Annotated in this window: 15 protein-coding genes; 4 read left to right on the forward strand and 11 right to left on the reverse strand. The window is 72.8% G+C overall.

Features of this window, described 5'->3' with window-relative positions:
- Nucleotides 1-78 precede the first annotated feature (78 nt).
- The 7 genes from VZF99_RS14430 to VZF99_RS14460 form a co-directional block, all read right to left on the reverse strand.
- Nucleotides 79-1,452: a TIGR01777 family oxidoreductase gene (locus VZF99_RS14430; protein ID WP_407335161.1), complete on the reverse strand. Its 1,374-nt coding sequence runs from the start codon at nucleotides 1,450-1,452 to the stop codon at nucleotides 79-81.
- Between the two features lie 10 nt (nucleotides 1,453-1,462).
- Nucleotides 1,463-2,203 (reverse strand): lipocalin family protein, encoded by a 741-nt coding sequence (locus tag VZF99_RS14435; protein ID WP_407335162.1) that lies wholly within the window; start codon nucleotides 2,201-2,203, stop codon nucleotides 1,463-1,465.
- The gene (locus tag VZF99_RS14440) at nucleotides 2,200-4,353 is read right to left on the reverse strand and encodes an MMPL family transporter (RefSeq protein WP_407336138.1); all 2,154 of its coding nucleotides are present in this window, start codon (nucleotides 4,351-4,353) and stop codon (nucleotides 2,200-2,202) included. Before VZF99_RS14440 ends, VZF99_RS14435 begins: the two co-directional genes overlap by 4 nt.
- A 119-nt stretch (nucleotides 4,354-4,472) precedes the next feature.
- The gene (locus tag VZF99_RS14445) at nucleotides 4,473-5,282 is read right to left on the reverse strand and encodes an alpha/beta fold hydrolase (RefSeq protein ID WP_253002606.1); all 810 of its coding nucleotides are present in this window, start codon (nucleotides 5,280-5,282) and stop codon (nucleotides 4,473-4,475) included.
- 122 nt (nucleotides 5,283-5,404) lie between these two features.
- A complete protein-coding gene (locus VZF99_RS14450; protein WP_253002607.1) occupies nucleotides 5,405-6,130 on the reverse strand; it encodes a histidine phosphatase family protein in 726 nt (241 codons plus the stop codon).
- The gene (locus tag VZF99_RS14455; RefSeq protein WP_407336139.1) at nucleotides 6,130-7,443 is read right to left on the reverse strand and encodes a phosphotransferase family protein; all 1,314 of its coding nucleotides are present in this window, start codon (nucleotides 7,441-7,443) and stop codon (nucleotides 6,130-6,132) included. Before VZF99_RS14455 ends, VZF99_RS14450 begins: the two co-directional genes overlap by 1 nt.
- Before the next feature lie 35 nt (nucleotides 7,444-7,478).
- Nucleotides 7,479-8,768 (reverse strand): acyl-CoA dehydrogenase family protein, encoded by a 1,290-nt coding sequence (locus tag VZF99_RS14460; RefSeq protein WP_253002608.1) that lies wholly within the window; start codon nucleotides 8,766-8,768, stop codon nucleotides 7,479-7,481.
- Nucleotides 8,769-8,947: 179 nt separating this feature from the next.
- On the opposite strand from VZF99_RS14460, the gene VZF99_RS14465 reads away from it, so the two are divergent.
- Complete coding sequence (locus VZF99_RS14465) at nucleotides 8,948-9,904, forward strand: glucosyl-3-phosphoglycerate synthase (RefSeq protein ID WP_407335163.1); 957 nt, start codon at nucleotides 8,948-8,950, stop codon at nucleotides 9,902-9,904.
- Between the two features lie 4 nt (nucleotides 9,905-9,908).
- Here the strand turns inward: VZF99_RS14465 and VZF99_RS14470 are convergent, their stop codons facing one another.
- The 3 genes from VZF99_RS14470 to VZF99_RS14480 are packed head-to-tail and all read right to left on the reverse strand — an operon-like array spanning nucleotide 9,909 to nucleotide 12,185.
- Entirely contained in the window at nucleotides 9,909-10,793 is an 885-nt protein-coding gene (locus VZF99_RS14470) for a cytochrome c biogenesis CcdA family protein (RefSeq protein WP_407335164.1), read from the reverse strand.
- Nucleotides 10,794-10,803: 10 nt separating this feature from the next.
- Nucleotides 10,804-11,535 carry a DsbA family protein gene (locus VZF99_RS14475; RefSeq protein ID WP_407335165.1) on the reverse strand — a complete coding sequence of 244 codons (732 nt, stop codon included), beginning with the start codon at nucleotides 11,533-11,535 and terminating at the stop codon, nucleotides 10,804-10,806.
- A gap of 17 nt (nucleotides 11,536-11,552) precedes the next feature.
- Nucleotides 11,553-12,185, reverse strand: a complete 633-nt coding sequence (locus tag VZF99_RS14480; protein WP_185951922.1) for a methyltransferase domain-containing protein — start codon at nucleotides 12,183-12,185, stop codon at nucleotides 11,553-11,555.
- A 114-nt stretch (nucleotides 12,186-12,299) separates the two neighbouring features.
- On the opposite strand from VZF99_RS14480, the gene VZF99_RS14485 reads away from it, so the two are divergent.
- The 3 genes from VZF99_RS14485 (at nucleotide 12,300) to VZF99_RS14495 (ending at nucleotide 15,006) form a co-directional block, all read left to right on the forward strand.
- Entirely contained in the window at nucleotides 12,300-12,971 is a 672-nt protein-coding gene (locus VZF99_RS14485; protein WP_407335166.1) for a PIG-L deacetylase family protein, read from the forward strand.
- A gap of 80 nt (nucleotides 12,972-13,051) precedes the next feature.
- Nucleotides 13,052-13,663: a bifunctional 2-polyprenyl-6-hydroxyphenol methylase/3-demethylubiquinol 3-O-methyltransferase UbiG gene (locus VZF99_RS14490; RefSeq protein WP_253002617.1), complete on the forward strand. Its 612-nt coding sequence runs from the start codon at nucleotides 13,052-13,054 to the stop codon at nucleotides 13,661-13,663.
- Complete coding sequence (locus tag VZF99_RS14495) at nucleotides 13,660-15,006, forward strand: MFS transporter (RefSeq protein ID WP_407335167.1); 1,347 nt, start codon at nucleotides 13,660-13,662, stop codon at nucleotides 15,004-15,006. Before VZF99_RS14490 ends, VZF99_RS14495 begins: the two co-directional genes overlap by 4 nt.
- A gap of 96 nt (nucleotides 15,007-15,102) precedes the next feature.
- On the opposite strand, the gene VZF99_RS14500 is transcribed toward VZF99_RS14495, so the two are convergent.
- The gene (locus VZF99_RS14500; protein ID WP_120285303.1) at nucleotides 15,103-15,834 is read right to left on the reverse strand and encodes a nicotinamide mononucleotide transporter family protein; all 732 of its coding nucleotides are present in this window, start codon (nucleotides 15,832-15,834) and stop codon (nucleotides 15,103-15,105) included.
- Nucleotides 15,835-15,912: the final 78 nt, after the last annotated feature.

The raw sequence follows: 15,912 nt of genomic DNA on the forward strand, positions 1-15,912 counted from the left end.
CGCTGCATCCTCCTGCGCTGAACGCTGCATCCTCCTGCGCTGAACGCTGCATCCTCCTGCGCTGAACGCGCTGTCCCCCTACAGCCCCCCGGGGAGCTCCTCGGCACCGAGTTCGTGGGCCAGCGCGCTCTCCAGCCACGGATGACGAAAACGGTGGTCCACGCCGGTCAGCGCTGTCGGCAAGATCCGCTGACTCGCCAGGGCGAGCTCGTCCGAACCCCGCCCGCCCAGGACGAGCGCCGGGGCCCATCCGGGCACCGGGACGACCGTCGGGCGCCGCAGGACCGAACCGAGAACCCGGGTGAACTCGGAATTGGTGACCGGTTCGGGGGCTATGGCGTTGACCGGGCCCGTCACCGCAGGGTCAACGATCGCCCGCAGGTAGATGTCGGTGAGGTCGTCCAGCGAGATCCACGACATCCACTGCCGTCCCGAGCCGAGGCGGCCGCCGAGCCCGGAGCGCGTGATGGCGGCCAGCGGCGGGAGCATCCCCCCGGAACCGGACAGCACGATGCCCGTGCGCACGTTCACCACCCGGGCCCCGGCGAGACGTGCGGGCTCGCAGTCGCGCTCCCAGTCGACGACGATGTCGGCGACCGGACCGGAGCCGGGAGCGGAGTCCTCGACGAGCCGCTCGTCGCCGCGGTCGGCGCCGTAGTAGCCGATCGCCGACGCGGACACGAGGGTGGTGGACCCGCCGCGGGCGGCGACGAGTTCGGCGAGACGACGGGTGGGGCCCACGCGACTGTCGCGGACGAGTTCGAGATGCCGGTCCGTGAAGCGCCCAGCGATGGGGGCACCGGCGAGATGGACCAGGACGTCGACGCCCTCGAGGAGGTCAGCGGCGGGATCGCCGGTGTCCCAGTGGCGCTCCCCCGGGCCACGGGCGTCGCCGCGGACGAGGCGGATGACCCGGTGTCCGGCGACCCCGAGCAGCGCGGTGAGGGCGGTGCCCACGAGGCCCGACGCGCCGGTGACGGCGACGGTCAGAGCGCGGTTGTCGTACCGGGCGAGGCTGTCGAGGTCGGCGGCCATCTGGCGGTACCGGTAAGCGAACACCGGCGAGAGCATCCGGCCGGGCACCCGGGCGTCGACCCTGTCGCCGAGCAGGGCGGTGCCGTCCGGACCGGCCGTCACCGTGTGCGTGTGGACCCATCCGGTCGTCGCGACGTACGGCTGGGATACGCAGCGGTCGACGAACCGCTCACCCTCGATGAAACCGGCGGGGTCGTGCTGCGCGAGCCAGCGGGGTCCGAAGCGGACTCCGAGAGGTCCCGGCAGCGCCGTACGCGGTTCGAGGACCGCCACGCCGTCCCGCAGTGAATCGGCCTCACTCACCGGTCGCAGCGGCATGAACGGGGGCGAGAGCCGGCGGAAGGCGCCGGGTGAGGCGAAGTAACGCCACGCCTCGTCGGGGGTGGCCGGAACCGTGCAGGTGAGATCGATGCTCATCGGGTGCTCATCACGGCAGGAGGCAGAGCGGGGTCACGTCGCCGCGGCCGCCCGCCATAGGAACGGTGAGGAAGGCGCATGACCACCAACCGCGGTCCTCGATCACATCGCGGACGGTGGACCACTGCTCGGCGTCGAGGACCGGCTCGCGACTGAGCACGAACCCGGAGGACCGCGTGGGGTCGCCCACGATGGCCAGCGAGTAGTCGTCGGCCAGGTAGGTGATCCGGTAGTTGACGGGTCCGTTCTCGTCCTGGAACGGGACCATCGGGAAGTTGACCCGGAGCGAGGCGTTGGTGTCGGTGTCGCGGACCTTCGCCTCGCCCTCGATCACCGAGTCCGAGCTGATGGCCGAGCCGCACGAGTTGCGCACGGAGACCGTGCCGGGCGCGGTCACCGCGTACTCGGCCCTGGTGTCGTTGGTGCACTGCAGCGTGTACGGCTGCGGGATGGCGGCGACCTGGAACCACTCTCCCTGATACCGCTCGAGGTCGACGGAGTCGACCTGGGTGAGCTCGGGTCCACCGAGGGAGCCCACGGCGACACCGTCGGGCAGGAGCTGCGAGGAGCCGCCGCCGAGGCGACCGCCGTCGGTGAGGTCCTGCGCCCCGGCCGCGGGGGCGGCGGCGAGGCCCGCCGCGAGGAGCGGGGCGACGGCCAGGGCGGTCACCAGGCCTCGCCGGCGGGACCGGGACCGTCCGGGCCCGCTGTCGGCGCTGGTGTTGGTGGTGGTGCGTGCGGTGGTGCTCATGCGTGGATCTCCTCGGTGGTGGTGGTGGGGCCGGAACGGTGGTCTCGGGCGCGGTGATCGGGGTCCTCGGACGCGGAGCCGGACACGGCACCGCGGCGCGTCCTGCTGCGGGGGTCGCCCGGCCACCACACCTTGTCCCCCATGAGGGTGAACAGGGCCGGTACGACGAGGGTCCGTACGACGAAGGTGTCGAGCAGGACACCGAGCGCGACGATCACGCCGACCTGCGTGAGCACGATGAGTGGCAGGACGCCCAGGACCACGAACACGGAGGCGAGCACGATGCCGGCGGAGGTGATGACGCCGCCCGTCAACGCGACGGCACGGACCATCGCCTCACGGGTGGCGTGGGTCGCGGCCTCCTCCCGGGCCCGGATGGTGAGGAAGATCGAGTAGTCGACACCCAGGGCCACCAGGAACAGGAAGCTGTACAGCGGCACCGACACGTCCAGGCCGGGGAAGCCCAGGATCTGGGTGGTGACGAACGTGCCGAGCCCGAGAGCGGCGAGCGACGAGAGCACGGTCGCCGCCATGACCAGCAGGGGCGCGACGACCGACCGCAGGACCAGAACCAGGACGACGAACACCACGAGCAGGATGAGCGGCGCGATCAGGGTGAGGTCACGCAGGTTGCCCTGGGACGTGTCGACGGCCTCGGCCACCGACCCGCCCACCAGCGCCTCGGCACCGGGGACCGTGTCGACGGCCTCGCGGAGCGCGATCACGCTGTCCTCCGACCGGTCGGTCGCGGGCGCGGCGTCGAGGACCACGGTGACGCGGCTCCATCCCGTCCCGGACTCGCCGGCCGGGCGGGCGGACACGACACCCTCCACATCCCGGACCACCTCGGTGATCTCGCCCTCGGTGCCGGTGCGGGTGAGCACGGTGACCGGGTCGGTGACGCCGGCCGGGAAGTGCTCGGCGGCGGTCTCGAGCCCGGCGGCCGCCTCGGAGGGGGTACGGAACTGCTCGGTCTGGCTCAGGCCGATACGCGTACCGAGCAGGCCGAGCGACAAAACGGCGAGGAGCAGGACGCAGGAGACGAGGACCGTCACGGGGCGCTTGACCACGCGCGCGGCGACGCGGCCCCAGACGCCCGGCGGGACGTCCTCGTCGAAGTCCCGCGGGGTCACGGGGGCGCCGTCGTCGGTTCGCGTGCCGGCAGGTCCCTCGTGCGGGCGCGGGATGAACGGCCAGAACAGGCCGCGGCCACACACGGCCAGGGCGGCGGGCAGCGCGACGAGCGCGTAGACCAGGGCGACGAGCAGGCCCACCGCCGCGGAGGCGCCGAGCGATCGGTAGTTGGGCAGGGCCGCCAGGAGCAGGGTGAGCAGGGCGAGCACGACCGTGACGTTGCTGGCGATGATGGCCGGGACCGCGCCCCGGTACGCGTCGCGGAGGGCGGTTCGACGATCCGAGGTCTTGCGGAGTTCCTCGCGGTAGCGGGACACCAGGAGCAGGGCGTAGTTGGTTCCGGCACCGAAGACGAGGACGGAGACGATGCCGGAGGTGGACCCGTCGACGGTGAAGTCGAGTGCTTCGCCGACCTTGGCGACGAGCAGCGCCGCGACGCGGTCGGCGACACCGATGATGATCAGCGGGACGAGCCACAGCACCGGTGAGCGGTAGGTGACGATGAGCAGTACCGCGACGACCAGGGCCGTGGCCGCCAGGAGTCGGAAGTCGGCGCCCTCGAACGCGGCGGCGGTGTCGGCGGCGAACCCCGGGCCGCCGGTGAGCTGGGCGCTGATGCCCTCGTCGAGACCGTCGGCGACGGCGTCCCTCATCTCCGACACCAGGTCGCTGGCCGCGCCCCCGGAGAGGAACTGGGCGTCGACCGGCACCAGCATGAGGGCGGCGGCGCCGTCCTCGGACGGGATGGGTCCCTCTGCGGGAGCACCGACGACCTCGGCCATGCGCTCGCCGGCACCGACGGCCGCAGCGATGCCCTCGGGCCCCAGTTCGCCGCCGTCCTCGCGGGTCACCACGAGGACCGCGGGGACGGACTCGGAACCCGGGAACTCGCGCTGGATCTCGGAGACGAGGGCGGCCTCGGAGTCGTCCGGGAGCGTCTGTGGCCCCTGCGACGAGCCCTCCGATGAGGCGAAGGCGAACACCGCGCCGCTCACGAGGAGCACGACCACGAGCATCAACCACGCGGAGAGCTTGCCCGTGACGACGCCGACCCACCCGTCGGCCGACCCCGACCGCCCCGTCGACCCTGGCTTCTCTGCAGCCGACCGCTCAGCTTTCATCGGTTCCCTTGTCTTCACACGTCGTATTCGGAGAGGAACTCCTCGAGGATGGTGGTGACCTCGTCGGGACGTTCCATGCTGGGCGAGTGCCCCGCACCGGGGATCTCGCGATAGCGGGAGCCCGCGATCAGCTCGGTGATCCGCCGGGCCTTGTCCGGGGGCGTGGCCGCGTCCTCGGCCCCCACCATGACCAGCGTCGGGGCGATGATGCGGATGGCCTCGTCCTCACACGGGTCACGGTCGGCGACGGAGTCGATGGCCTTGACCAGCCCCACGCGATCGGTGCGCTCGAGCTGGGTCATCCACTCCTGCACCCAGGGGGCGTCGAGGTTGCCCTCGGCCAGCATGATCGGCGCCACCCGCGCACGCAGGGGCTTCATGCCGGCCACGCGGTACACCTTGGACAGCGTCTTGTACTTGCTGCGGTTGGCCGGCTCCTCCGCGGTGGCGGCGGTGTCCATGAGCGTCAGGGTGTGCACGATCTCGGGGTTGCGGGCAGCCAGGCGCATCCCCACGAACCCGCCCATGGACAGGCCCACGAAGTTCACCACCGGGATCTGCAGGTGCCGCAGGAGTTCGGACACGTCCACGGTCAGGGTGTCCATGTCGTAGCCACCCATGGCCCGCGGGGAGTTGCCCTGACCGCGGAAGTCGATCGTCACGCACCGGTACTTGTCGCGCAGACGGGCGATCTGGTGCTGGAACATCCAGCCCGAGAACAGCAATCCGTGGGCGAAGAACACCACCGGGGCGTCCTGGCGTCCCGCGGGGGCGCCGGTATCCGTGTAGGCGATCGTCGTGTGACCGCGCTGGAAGGTGGGCATCGTGGCGTTCTCCTGACGTGCTCTCGCGGCCGCCTGGAACGGCCTCTACGGTCGTACGATACGACGCCCGCCCGGGCGCGAGGCGGCCTCGAGCCGATCCGACGTGCGGTCGGCCGACATCGTCACCTCAGGGTGACCAGTCGGCGCGGGTCGTCGGGTCCGGCCGCCCGCTCGAGGTGCTGGTGTTCGTTGACCGCGATACACGTCATCCCGCCCCTACCAACCACGACCCGGGCGGTCCCGGTGTTCACGGTCACGCGCTGCAACCGGGTCCACAGCCCCACGACGCCTTCGGGGTCGGCGAGGAGGCCGGCGACCGCCAGGGAGATCGTGCCGGCGGAGGAGACGACGACGGTCGTCCGGCCCGTCCCGGACCTCGCGGCGGCGTCCGCCAGGGCGTCGTCGGCGTCACGCCGGTACTCGGCGAACGCCTCGAGTCCCGCCCAGTGTCCGAGGGCGGCGTCGAGTTGACGCTGGAACGCCTGTTTGGCCTCGTCGGAGGCACCGGCGGAGTCGAGGGTCCCGTGCTCCGTGGTCAGGCCGGCCACGCGGGCGGCCTCCAGCACCGCGTCGGCGTCGTACTCGGCCCAGCGCTCGTCGACCTCCACGGCGACGTCCTCGGCGGCGGCGTCCCGGTCGTGGTGGGCGCGCAGGCCGGCGAGCAGGCCCTCCACCGTCTCGCGCTGTCGGCGCAGGCCGCCGTGGATGATCACGTCGGGCCGCAGCCCGCGGCCGGCCATGTCCTCGCCGGCCAGGCGCGCCTGCAGGTGACCGGTCTCCGACAACCGGTCGTAGTCGCCGCTGCCGAACGAGGCCTGCCCGTGGCGGACGAGGTGGATGGACCCCATCAGCGCCCACCACCCGACGTGCCGGTGGGTCGCCCGCCGATCACGGGGAGATCGCCGATCACCGGCAGGCCTCCGAGCAGACCCGTCACCTTGCCCCGGACGTCGTGGACGCCCCCGGCGAGCAACGGGAGCACGACCCGCGGGACGCCGAGCAGTTCCGGGACCACGTCCCGCGGGGAGACCCGGGTCGGAGTGAGACGACCGTCGCCCGTGCGGATGATGCGCAGGCACCGCTGCTCGAGGAACGCCACTCCGGGGCGGAAGGCGCGGAACGCCGGGTTGGTGGTCTGCCCGTGGAAGTAGCGGTGGTTGATCTGCTGGGCGATCACGGCCAGGCGGAACAGTCCGAACACCTCGTAGAAGCGCCACTGCTCCGCGGTGATGTCCAGTCCGGCCCGGCGGGCGTACCGCTCGACGACCTGCTTGCGGGTGAGCATCCCGGGCGCGTGGGTGGGCTGGCGGCGGAACGCCTTGAACAGCGGGCCGTCGTCGTCCTGCACCCAGTAGGCGAGTGCCCCGCCGAGGTCCATGAGCGGGTCGCCGACGGTGGCCATCTCCCAGTCCAGGACGCCGATGACGTGGGTGACGTCCCGGGGATCCAGCACGAGGTTGTCGAAGCGGAAGTCGTTGTGCACCAGGCAGTGGCCCACGTCGTCGGGCTGGTTGGCGTGCAGCCACTTCATCACCGGGGCGAAGTCGGGCACGTCGGGGGTGCGGGCGCGACGGTAGCGGGCGGACCAGCCCTCGACCTGGCGGCGCACGTATCCCTCGCCGCGGTCGAGGTCGCCCAGGCCCGCGGCCCCGACGTCCACCGAGTGGAGGTCGGCGAGCGCGTCGACGGCCGCCTCGGCGAGATGCCGGGTGGTGACCCGGTCCATGAGCAGTTCGCGGGGCAGCTCCTTGCGCAGGATGGTGCCCTCCATCCGCTCCATCACGTAGAAGTCCGAGCCGATCACCGAGTGGTCGCCGCAGAACCCCACCATGCGCGGCACCAGCGGGTACACCGGCCGTAGCGCCGACTGGACGCGGTGTTCGCGCTTCATATCGTGGGCACCGCGGGCCTTCGTCCCGGCCGGCGGGCGGCGGAGGACCAGGTCCGCGCCCGGGTAGCGCAGCAGGTAGGTGAGGTTGGACGCGCCACCGGTGTACTGCCGGACCTCGGGGATGACCGGCTCGTCGTCGTCGCCCAGATCCACCCCCGCCAGCACGGTCGGGTCGTCGGGCGTGATCGACCGCAACCACGCGGCCACGGCCTCGACGTCGAACGCGTCCTCACCGCGCACCGCGTCGGTGCCGGGGACGCGGCGGCGCAGGGCGGCGTCGCGGTCGGGCGCGCTGTCTCGGGCGGTCACCGGGTCGTCCCGGTCTTCTCGGTGCCACCGGTGGTGGCGGCGTCGCGGTAGGGCGCGAGCAGGGCCCGGGCGACGACGCCGAGGTGGACCTCGTCGGGGCCGTCGGCCAGTCGCAGCGACCGCGCGGTGGCGTACGCCCCGGCCAGGGGGAAGTCGTCGCTCATGCCGCCGCCACCGTGGAGCTGCAGGGCCATGTCGATGACCTGCTGCGCCATCTTCGGGACGGCGGCCTTGATGGCACTGACCTCCACTGCGGCCTGTCCCTCGGTGTCGAGCTTCCAGGCTGCGTGCTGGACCAGCAGGCGCGCCTGGTCGATCGCGATGCGCGCCTCGGCGAGACGCTCACGGTTGCCGCCGAGGTTGACGATGGGCTTGCCGAAGGCGACGCGACCCGAGGCCCGGCGGCAGGCCAGGTCCAGCGCCATCTCCGACAGGCCGATCAGCCGCATGCAGTGGTGGACGCGGCCCGGGCCCAGTCGGCCCTGCGCGATCTCCGCGGCCTTGCCCGGTCCGGCGATGATGCTGGACACCGGGAGCCGCACGCCCTCCAGCGTCACCTCGCCGTGGCCGAGCGGTTCGTCGTAGACCCCCTGGGCGGTGAGCATGCGCTCGACGCGGACCCCGGGGGCGTCCATCGGCACCAGGACCATCGAGTGGCGCAGGTAGCGGTGCGCGTCCGGATCGGACACGCCCATGAAGATGCCCACCTTGCAGTCCGGGTGACCGACGCCCGTGGACCACCACTTCCGGCCGTCGAGGACGACCTCGTCACCGTCGATGCGGGCGGTGGCGGCCATGTTCGAGGCGTCCGAGGAGGCCACGTCCGGCTCGGTCATGAGGAAGGCGCTGCGGATCTTCCCGTCGAGTAGCGGGTCCAACCACCGGTCCTTCTGCTCCTGTGATCCGTACTTGAGCAGGACCTCCATGTTCCCGGTGTCCGGGGCGTTGCAGTTGAACACCAGCGGGGCGAGGAACGAGCGGCCCATCTCCTCGGCGACCGGCGCATAGTCGGTGTTGCTCAGGCCGGTGCCACCGTGGGTGCCGTAGCGCTCGGCGTAGGGCCCCTCGTGTCCGGCCGGGAGGAAGAGGTTCCACAGTCCCTGCTCGCGGGCGCGGGCCTGGAGCTCCGGGACGCGCGGATCGACCGCCCACGGATCCTCCCCTGCCAGCCGACGCCGGGCGATGTCGGCGTGGATCTCCGGCTCCACCGGGGCGATGTGGGTGTCGATGAACTCGCGGACGGCTGCGGTGAGCTCAGCGGCGCGGGGCGAGGAGGAGAAGTCCATGGGTTCATCGTGGCACAGCGCGGGGAACGGGTCCTGACTCCACGGCGACTCCACGCGCGGGCCGAGGCCGGGGGTCGCGCGCGGGCCCGCCGTCGGGTGACCCACAATGGCGAGACGGAGAACCCCTCCGCGACCCGCCCGGCCGGTGGGTCGTCACAGCGAGAGCGAGACGCCCGACGATGCTGCCGGACACCGAGGGCTGGTTCCGACGCCGGAGCCTGACCGCCCGGGACTTCGACGCCGCCCGGGTGGCCGCGGCGAAGGCCGGCCGACGCCTGTCGGTGGTCCTGCCCGCCCGCGACGAGGAGGCCACGGTCGGCGCCATCGTCACCGCACTGCGCGAGCACCTGGTGGAGACGGTGCCGCTGCTCGACGAGATCGTGGTGATCGACTCCGACTCCACCGACGACACGGCGCGGGTCGCCCGCGCCGCCGGCGCCGAGGTCCACGCGCAGTCCGAGATCCTGCCGGAGTGGGGGTCGGTCCCGGGCAAGGGCGAGGCGCTGTGGAAGTCCCTCGCGGTGACGACCGGGGACGTGGTGGCGTTCATCGACGCCGACCTGCGCGACTTCGACCCGACCTTCGCCGTGGGGTTGCTGGCCCCGCTGGTCCTGGATCCGTCGCTGGGTTTCGTCAAGGGGTGCTACGACCGGCCGCTCGCGGACGGCGCCACGGTGCTGCCCTCGGGGGGCGGGCGGGTGACCGAACTCGTGGCCCGACCGCTCATCGACGCCTGGTGGCCGGAGCTGGCGGGGTTCGTCCAGCCACTCGCCGGGGAGTACGCGGCCACCCGGGAGGTCCTCGAGCAGATACCGTTCGCCCGGGGCTACGGCGTGGAGCTCGCGCTCCTGGTGGACGTGTGGGAACTGGTGGGACTCGACGCGATGGCGCAGGTGGACCTGGGCACCCGGCGTCACCGCAACTCCCCCGACGACTCGCTGGCCCGGATGGCCGCGCAGATCCAGCTCACCGCACTCGACCGTCTCGTCCGCGCGGGCCGCGTCACCACGACGGTGCGACCGGATCAGCGGCTCACCACGTTCACCCGGTCGCCGGCGGGGGCCTACTCGCCCACCACCACGCGCATCGAGACCGGCGACAGGCCCCCGATGTGCGAGGTGAGGGCTGCGGGGTGAGGGTTCAGCCGCGGGCGGGCTCCTGATCCTCGGGGCTGCGGGCGTCCGGCTCCTGCCGCGCCCGCGCGCGGCGGCGGTCGCGTAGCACCCACACCGCGAGGCCGACGGCGGCCACGGCCAGCGCGGCGACGGCGAACCACAGGTCGTCGATCCCCGCGACCCGGCGCTCGATGGCGAGCTGCAGGTCGAACTGGGCCTCCACTCCCATCACCGAGCCGAGGGCCGCGGTGCCGTCGGTGAGGACGTACAGCAGTCCCACCGCGATGAACAGCACCCCGGCGATGAGTGAGGTGGTGTGCGTGCGGACGGACCCCAGGGTGACGTCGCGACCGCGGATCCATCGCCGGCGCGACACCCCCAGCCGGTCCCACGCCAGGGCGAGCACCGCGAGCGGGACGACCATGCCGACCGCGTAGGCGCCCATGACCGCTGCCCCGTAGGCGGGCGAACCCCCGGCCATCGCCAGGGTGAGCACGCCGCCGAGCAGCGGGCCCGAGCAGAATCCCGCGAAGCCGTAGAGGGCGCCCAGCGCGAGGACGGCCACGGGGCCGCTGCCGGTGACGCGGGACGAGGCGTCCGAGAGTCCGGGGAGCCGGAATCCGCCCCCGAGGGCGGTGTAGACGCCCAGGGCGACGACGACGAGGCCACCGATCAACGTCACGATCCCGCGGTGGACGGTGAACAGCGAACCGATGGCCCCGACCCCCGCGCCGAGCGGGACCAGGACGATGGCGAGGCCGAGCAGGAACAGCCCGGTCCGGGCGAGGAGGACCCGGCGGGTTCCGAAAGCGTAGGCGAAGAAGGCGGGCAGCAGCAGGCCCGAGCACGGGCTGAGGATGCTCAGGACGCCGCCGAGGAATCCGCCGATCAGTCCGATCTGTTCGGTCATCGGGCCCACGTCACCCGTCGAGTGAGCTGTCGATGACGTTGCGGAACGTCTCCGTGGAGCGGGCGCCGATGATGCCCGTGCCGTTGATGAGGAACGTCGGGGTCGAGGTGGCACCGAGTGCGGTGGCCGCCTCGTAGTCGGCCCGGATCGCCTCGTCGTACCGGTCGCTGGTCATGTCCTCGCGGAAGCGCTCGATGTCGGCGACGCCGGCCTCGAGGGCGTACCCGACCAACTTCTCCTCGTTCAGGTCCGGGTGACCGCGGTCGGGGGAGTCGGCGAAGACGACCTCGGTGAACTCCCAGAACCGGCCCTGGTCGGCGGCGGCGCGGCCGGCTCGCGCGGCGGCCATCGACTGCTCGCCGAAGATCGGCAGGTCCCGCCATTCGATCCGCAGCTCGCCGCTGCCGACGTATTCCTCGACCAGGGCGGGCTCCACCTCGCGGGAGAACTTGGCGCAGAACGGGCAGCGGAAGTCGGTGTACATGGTCATCACGACCGGCGCGTCGACGGGCCCCATGGCCATCGGGTCGCCCTCCTCGAAGCGCGCGATGCCCTCCATGGACTCCGGACCGGGAGCCTGTTCCGGGCTGGTCTGCCGATCGTCGGACACCTCCGACGTCCCCGCGGCGGACCCGTCGGCGGACGTTTCGCCCCCGCCCACCTCGCGGGCGAGGAGGATCGCCACGAGGGCGAGGAGTACGGCCACCACGAGGGACAACGCGATGACCGGGATGCCGCCCACCGGGGGAAGGGACCGCGCTACCGACGCCGCGCGGACCCGCTGAGCATCGGCGTCAACGGCACCACCGGCGGGAACGGACGGGCCTGCAGGCCGGAGACGTCGAAGCCCGCCTCCGCGACGTGCCGGGCGGTGTCGCGGTTCGGGTGACACCCGCCTCCGAGTCGGCTCCACACGGGCTCGATCCGGTCGGCGACGCGACCCAGCCGACCGTCGGCCCGGACGTGTTCGAGCAGACGCAGCTCGCCGTGCGGGGCGAGCACCCGCCGGGCCTCGGCCAGGGCGGCCGGGACGTCGGGGACGGTGCACAGGACGAGCCCGAACACCACGGCGTCAGCCTCACCGTCGGCGAGCGGGAGCGCCTCCGCCACCGTGTTTACCACCTCGACGTCCACCGCCGCCCGCTGTGCGTGCCGGCGGGCGTACGCGCGCAGGTGCGGGTCCGGTTCGACCGCCACCACCCGGGTGACCTCCGGCGGGTAGTGCTCGAAAGTCACCCCGCTGCCGGCGCCGACCTCCACCACCGTGCCCGACAGGCCGTCGACCAGACGCCGCCGCGACTCGGCCAGGCCGATCCGCTCCAGCACCGGGCTGGCCACCACCCACGCGCGGGCGAAGAGTGACGCATCCTGCCGTTCGCGAGACCTATTCATGCGAAGATACGGTACCGGGTATCCGCCGGTCCCGGGGCCGGTCCAACGATTCCCACCGACACAGCGATTGCCACCGACACAGCTATTCTCACCGACACAGGGAGGTCCGCCGCGATGCGCACGACGACCGGGTTACCGGACTGGGACACGGTTCTGGCCGTGGTCGCCCACCCTGACGACGAGTCCTTCGGCCTCGGCGCGATCCTCTCGACCCTCGCGGTCGCAGACGCGCGTGTGCACGTCCTCTGCCTGACCCGGGGCGAGGCCTCGACCCTCCACGGTGTGGAGGGCGAGCTGTCCGTGATCCGTGAGCGCGAGCTACGCGCCGCCGCCGACGCGCTCGGCGCGCAGGGGGTCACCCTCCTGGACCTCCCCGACGGTGGACTGACGGCGATCGGTGCGGACGCGATCGACGACGCGGTCGAGCAGGAGATCGAGGCGGTGAGGCCTGACGGGCTGGTCGCCTTCGACTCCACCGGCATCAGCGGCCACCCCGACCACGTGGCCGCCACCGCGGCGGCCGTCCGCGCGGGCGAGCGCCACGACCTGGGGGTGCTGGCGTGGCTCCTCCCCGACGACCTCTGCGCCACACTGGCGGGCGAGGGGTACGCCGGGTTCCTCGGGCGCCCGGCCGACGAGATCGACCTGGCCCTGACCGTCGACCGTGCCGCGCAGCTGGCCGCGGTGGAATGTCACCCCAGCCAGGCCGTCCCGGGCAGCGTGCTGTGGAGGAGACTGGAACTGCAGGGAGACACCGAACACCTCCGGTGGCTCCGCCGCCCCTGACCGCCCTGTCTGACCGAACCACCGAACCACCGAACCAGTCGCCGGCGAACCGGCCCTCCGCACCGAAAGGACCACCGCCCGTGGACGCCTCCGAATGGAACGCCCGTTACCTCGCGCAGCCCGACGTGTGGGGCACGACCCCCGCCGCCCGGATCGTCGCCGAGGTGACGGCCGCCGAGGACACCGGGCTGGGCGTGGGCACCGCCGTCGACCTGGCCTGCGGTGACGGCCGGCACGCGCGGTGGCTCGCCGCGCACGGCTGGCAGGTGCAGGCGGTCGACTTCTCCGAGGTCGCCATCGAGCAGGCCCGCGCCAAGGACTCCGACGACGGACGCAGCGGCAGCGTCGACTGGGTCGTCGGCGACGCCACCACCTGGGCCCCGTCCGAGGCCGTCGACCTCGTCGTCGTCGGATTCCTCCACCTCGACCTCCCCGCACTGACCGCCGTTCTGCGCAGCGCCGGCACCTGGCTCCGCCCCGGCGGCCACCTGGTCTACCTCGGCCACGCCGCCGAGAACCTCCGCCGCGGCGTCGGCGGCCCGCAGGATCCCACCGTGCTCCCCGACATCGCCGACCTCGCCCGCGGCGCCGAGGGACTCGAGGTGGTCTCGCTGCGGCACGACCTGCGGCCTGCCGGCAAGGCCACCGCCGTCGACGTGCTCCTGCACGCCCGCACCTGGGGCGGGGCGTGACCCGCGCCGGCGACGCCACGCACACCGCACCGGAGGCGGGCCGGGCGACGGCGCAGCGGCGGATCCTCACCGTCCTCGTCCTCGCCCAGCTGCTCGCAGGGGCCGGACTCGCCGCGGGCATCACCGTGGGCGCGCTGCTCGCCGAGGACCTGCTCGGTGGCCCCGGCCTGTCCGGGCTGCCGTCGGCACTGTTCACCGGTGGCTCCGCCCTCGCCGCGATCGCGGTCGGCAAGCTCTCCCAGGCCCGCGGCCGCCGCCCGGGCCTGGCCGCCGGATTCGCGGTCGGCGCACTCGGCGCGGTCGGCATCGTCGCGGCCACCGCCCTCGAATCGCTGCCGCTGCTGTTCGCCTCGTTCGTCATCTACGGCGCCGGCACGGCCACCAACCTGCAGGCCCGCTACGCCGGCGCCGACCTCGCCACCGACGCCACCCGCGCCCGGTCCCTGTCCTACGTCCTGCTGGGCACCACCGCCGGTGCCGTCGCCGGGCCCAACCTCGTGGGGCCCACCGGCGGCGTCGCCGAGGCGGTGGGACTGGCCCCGCTCGCGGGACCGTTCCTGCTCGCCGCCGCGGCCTACGGTGGCGCGGCACTCGTCATCTCCCTGCTGCTGCGGCCCGACCCCCTGCTCGAGGCGCGCAGGATGGAGATCGCGGCAGCGGAGGCGGCGCTCACCTCGTCGTCGTCGTCACTGTCGTCATCACCGCCGTCGTCGTCCCCCTCCCCCGCCGCCGCAGCAGCCGACGGCGCGGAACAGCCCGCCGTGGCGCCCGCACCGACCCGCATCTGGACAGCCGACGTCATCACCGGTGTCGTGGTGATGGCGCTGACCCAGTTCGTCATGGTCGGGCTCATGACCATGACCCCCGTGCACATGCGCGCCCACGACCACACCGTGACCGTGGTGGGCGTCGTGATCTCGCTGCACGTCGCCGCGATGTTCCTGCCCGCGCCCCTGTCCGGACTGCTCGTGGACAAGTTCGGCACCCGCGCCGTGGCGATGTCCGCGGGCCTCGTGCTGTTGGCCTCCGGCGGGCTCGCCGCCCTGGCCCCACCGCAGTCGACGGCGCTCGTCGCGCTGGCACTGATCCTGCTGGGACTGGGCTGGAGCCTGGGACTGGTCGCCGGCACGACCGTCCTCACGACGTCCGTCCCGACCACCGTGCGTGCCAGCGTCCAAGGGCAGGCCGACGTGGCAGTGGCGCTGTCCGGCGCGGCCGGCGGTCTCCTGTCCGGCCTGGTGTTCGCGTGGATCGACTTCCGCGGGCTGGGCTTCACGCTCGCCGCCCTGTCGCTCGTCGTGGTGGCGGCTGTGCGGCCGCGGCGCGTGTCCGACCCGGTCTGACCGCCGAGTGGTCACAAATGCACCGACTCGCCGTGGGCGACCTGGGGATATGCGAACGGAATCGACCACTCGCTGGTGAATCCCCGGGGCCCCGGATCAGCCGACCGGCAGCTGCTCCCGCCGCTGCCCGGCGGGACCGGCGGCGTCCGCGCGTTCGGCCAGATCCACGCGCCACCACACCAGGAAACCCCAGATCACGAACGCGCCGTACACCAGGTACAGCGCCGCCGACGGGTAGTAACCGGCCTTGAGCAGCAGCGGCACACCCACGATGTCGACGCCGATCCACAGCAGCCAGAACTCCGTCCACCCGCGGGCCATGCCGTAGGTCGCCAGGATCGACCCGGTGAAGATCCACGCGTCGGCCCACGGCCCCCACGAGCCGAGCTGGGCGAAGATCCAGCCGAACACGAGGGTGCCGGTCACCATGCCGATCACGAGACCCGCCCGCTGCCGGCCGGTCGCCCAGTGCGGCCCGACGGCCGGCGCGTCCGCGACGGGCCCACCGTGCGCGGCCGCCGCGGCCTCGTTGCTGCGTCGCGTGCTCGACCACTGCCACCAGCCATAGACACCCACCGCCAGGAACATGACCTGCCTGCCGGCCTGACCGTAGAGGTCCACGTCCTGCGGGGTGTGGAAGACGCCGCCGAGGAAGACGGTCAGCAGGGTGAGATTGCCGACGATGCCGACCGGCCACGCCCACACCACCCGGCGCATCCCACCGATGGCGGCGGCCAGGCCGAAGACGTTGCCGACGATCTCGCGCCACAGGATCGGAACGCCACCGATCATCAACTGCGCGTCGAGAAATTCCACGAGAAGGCTCATCGTGTGCCCCTTTCACGGGCTCTGCACAGACGGCCCAGGGCTTGTGACACGACGCCCGCCCGGCCACGGTCATCGTCG

The organism is Dietzia kunjamensis (assembly GCF_045689975.1).
Taxonomy (GTDB): domain Bacteria; phylum Actinomycetota; class Actinomycetes; order Mycobacteriales; family Mycobacteriaceae; genus Dietzia; species Dietzia kunjamensis.

Bases quoted from the DNA above. Each gene is read 5' to 3' on its own strand.
- VZF99_RS14435 (WP_407335162.1), bottom strand. From the start codon at position 2,203: ATGAGCACCACCGCACGCACCACCACCAACACCAGCGCCGACAGCGGG.
- VZF99_RS14460 (WP_253002608.1), bottom strand. From the start codon at position 8,768: ATGGACTTCTCCTCCTCGCCCCGCGCCGCTGAGCTCACCGCAGCCGTC.
- VZF99_RS14480 (WP_185951922.1), bottom strand. From the start codon at position 12,185: ATGAATAGGTCTCGCGAACGGCAGGATGCGTCACTCTTCGCCCGCGCG.
- VZF99_RS14440 (WP_407336138.1), bottom strand. From the start codon at position 4,353: ATGCTCGTGGTCGTGCTCCTCGTGAGCGGCGCGGTGTTCGCCTTCGCC.
- VZF99_RS14430 (WP_407335161.1), bottom strand. From the start codon at position 1,452: ATGAGCATCGATCTCACCTGCACGGTTCCGGCCACCCCCGACGAGGCG.
- VZF99_RS14485 (WP_407335166.1), top strand. From the start codon at position 12,300: ATGCGCACGACGACCGGGTTACCGGACTGGGACACGGTTCTGGCCGTG.
- VZF99_RS14445 (WP_253002606.1), bottom strand. From the start codon at position 5,282: ATGCCCACCTTCCAGCGCGGTCACACGACGATCGCCTACACGGATACC.
- VZF99_RS14470 (WP_407335164.1), bottom strand. From the start codon at position 10,793: ATGACCGAACAGATCGGACTGATCGGCGGATTCCTCGGCGGCGTCCTG.
- VZF99_RS14450 (WP_253002607.1), bottom strand. From the start codon at position 6,130: ATGGGGTCCATCCACCTCGTCCGCCACGGGCAGGCCTCGTTCGGCAGC.
- VZF99_RS14465 (WP_407335163.1), top strand. From the start codon at position 8,948: ATGCTGCCGGACACCGAGGGCTGGTTCCGACGCCGGAGCCTGACCGCC.
- VZF99_RS14500 (WP_120285303.1), bottom strand. From the start codon at position 15,834: ATGAGCCTTCTCGTGGAATTTCTCGACGCGCAGTTGATGATCGGTGGC.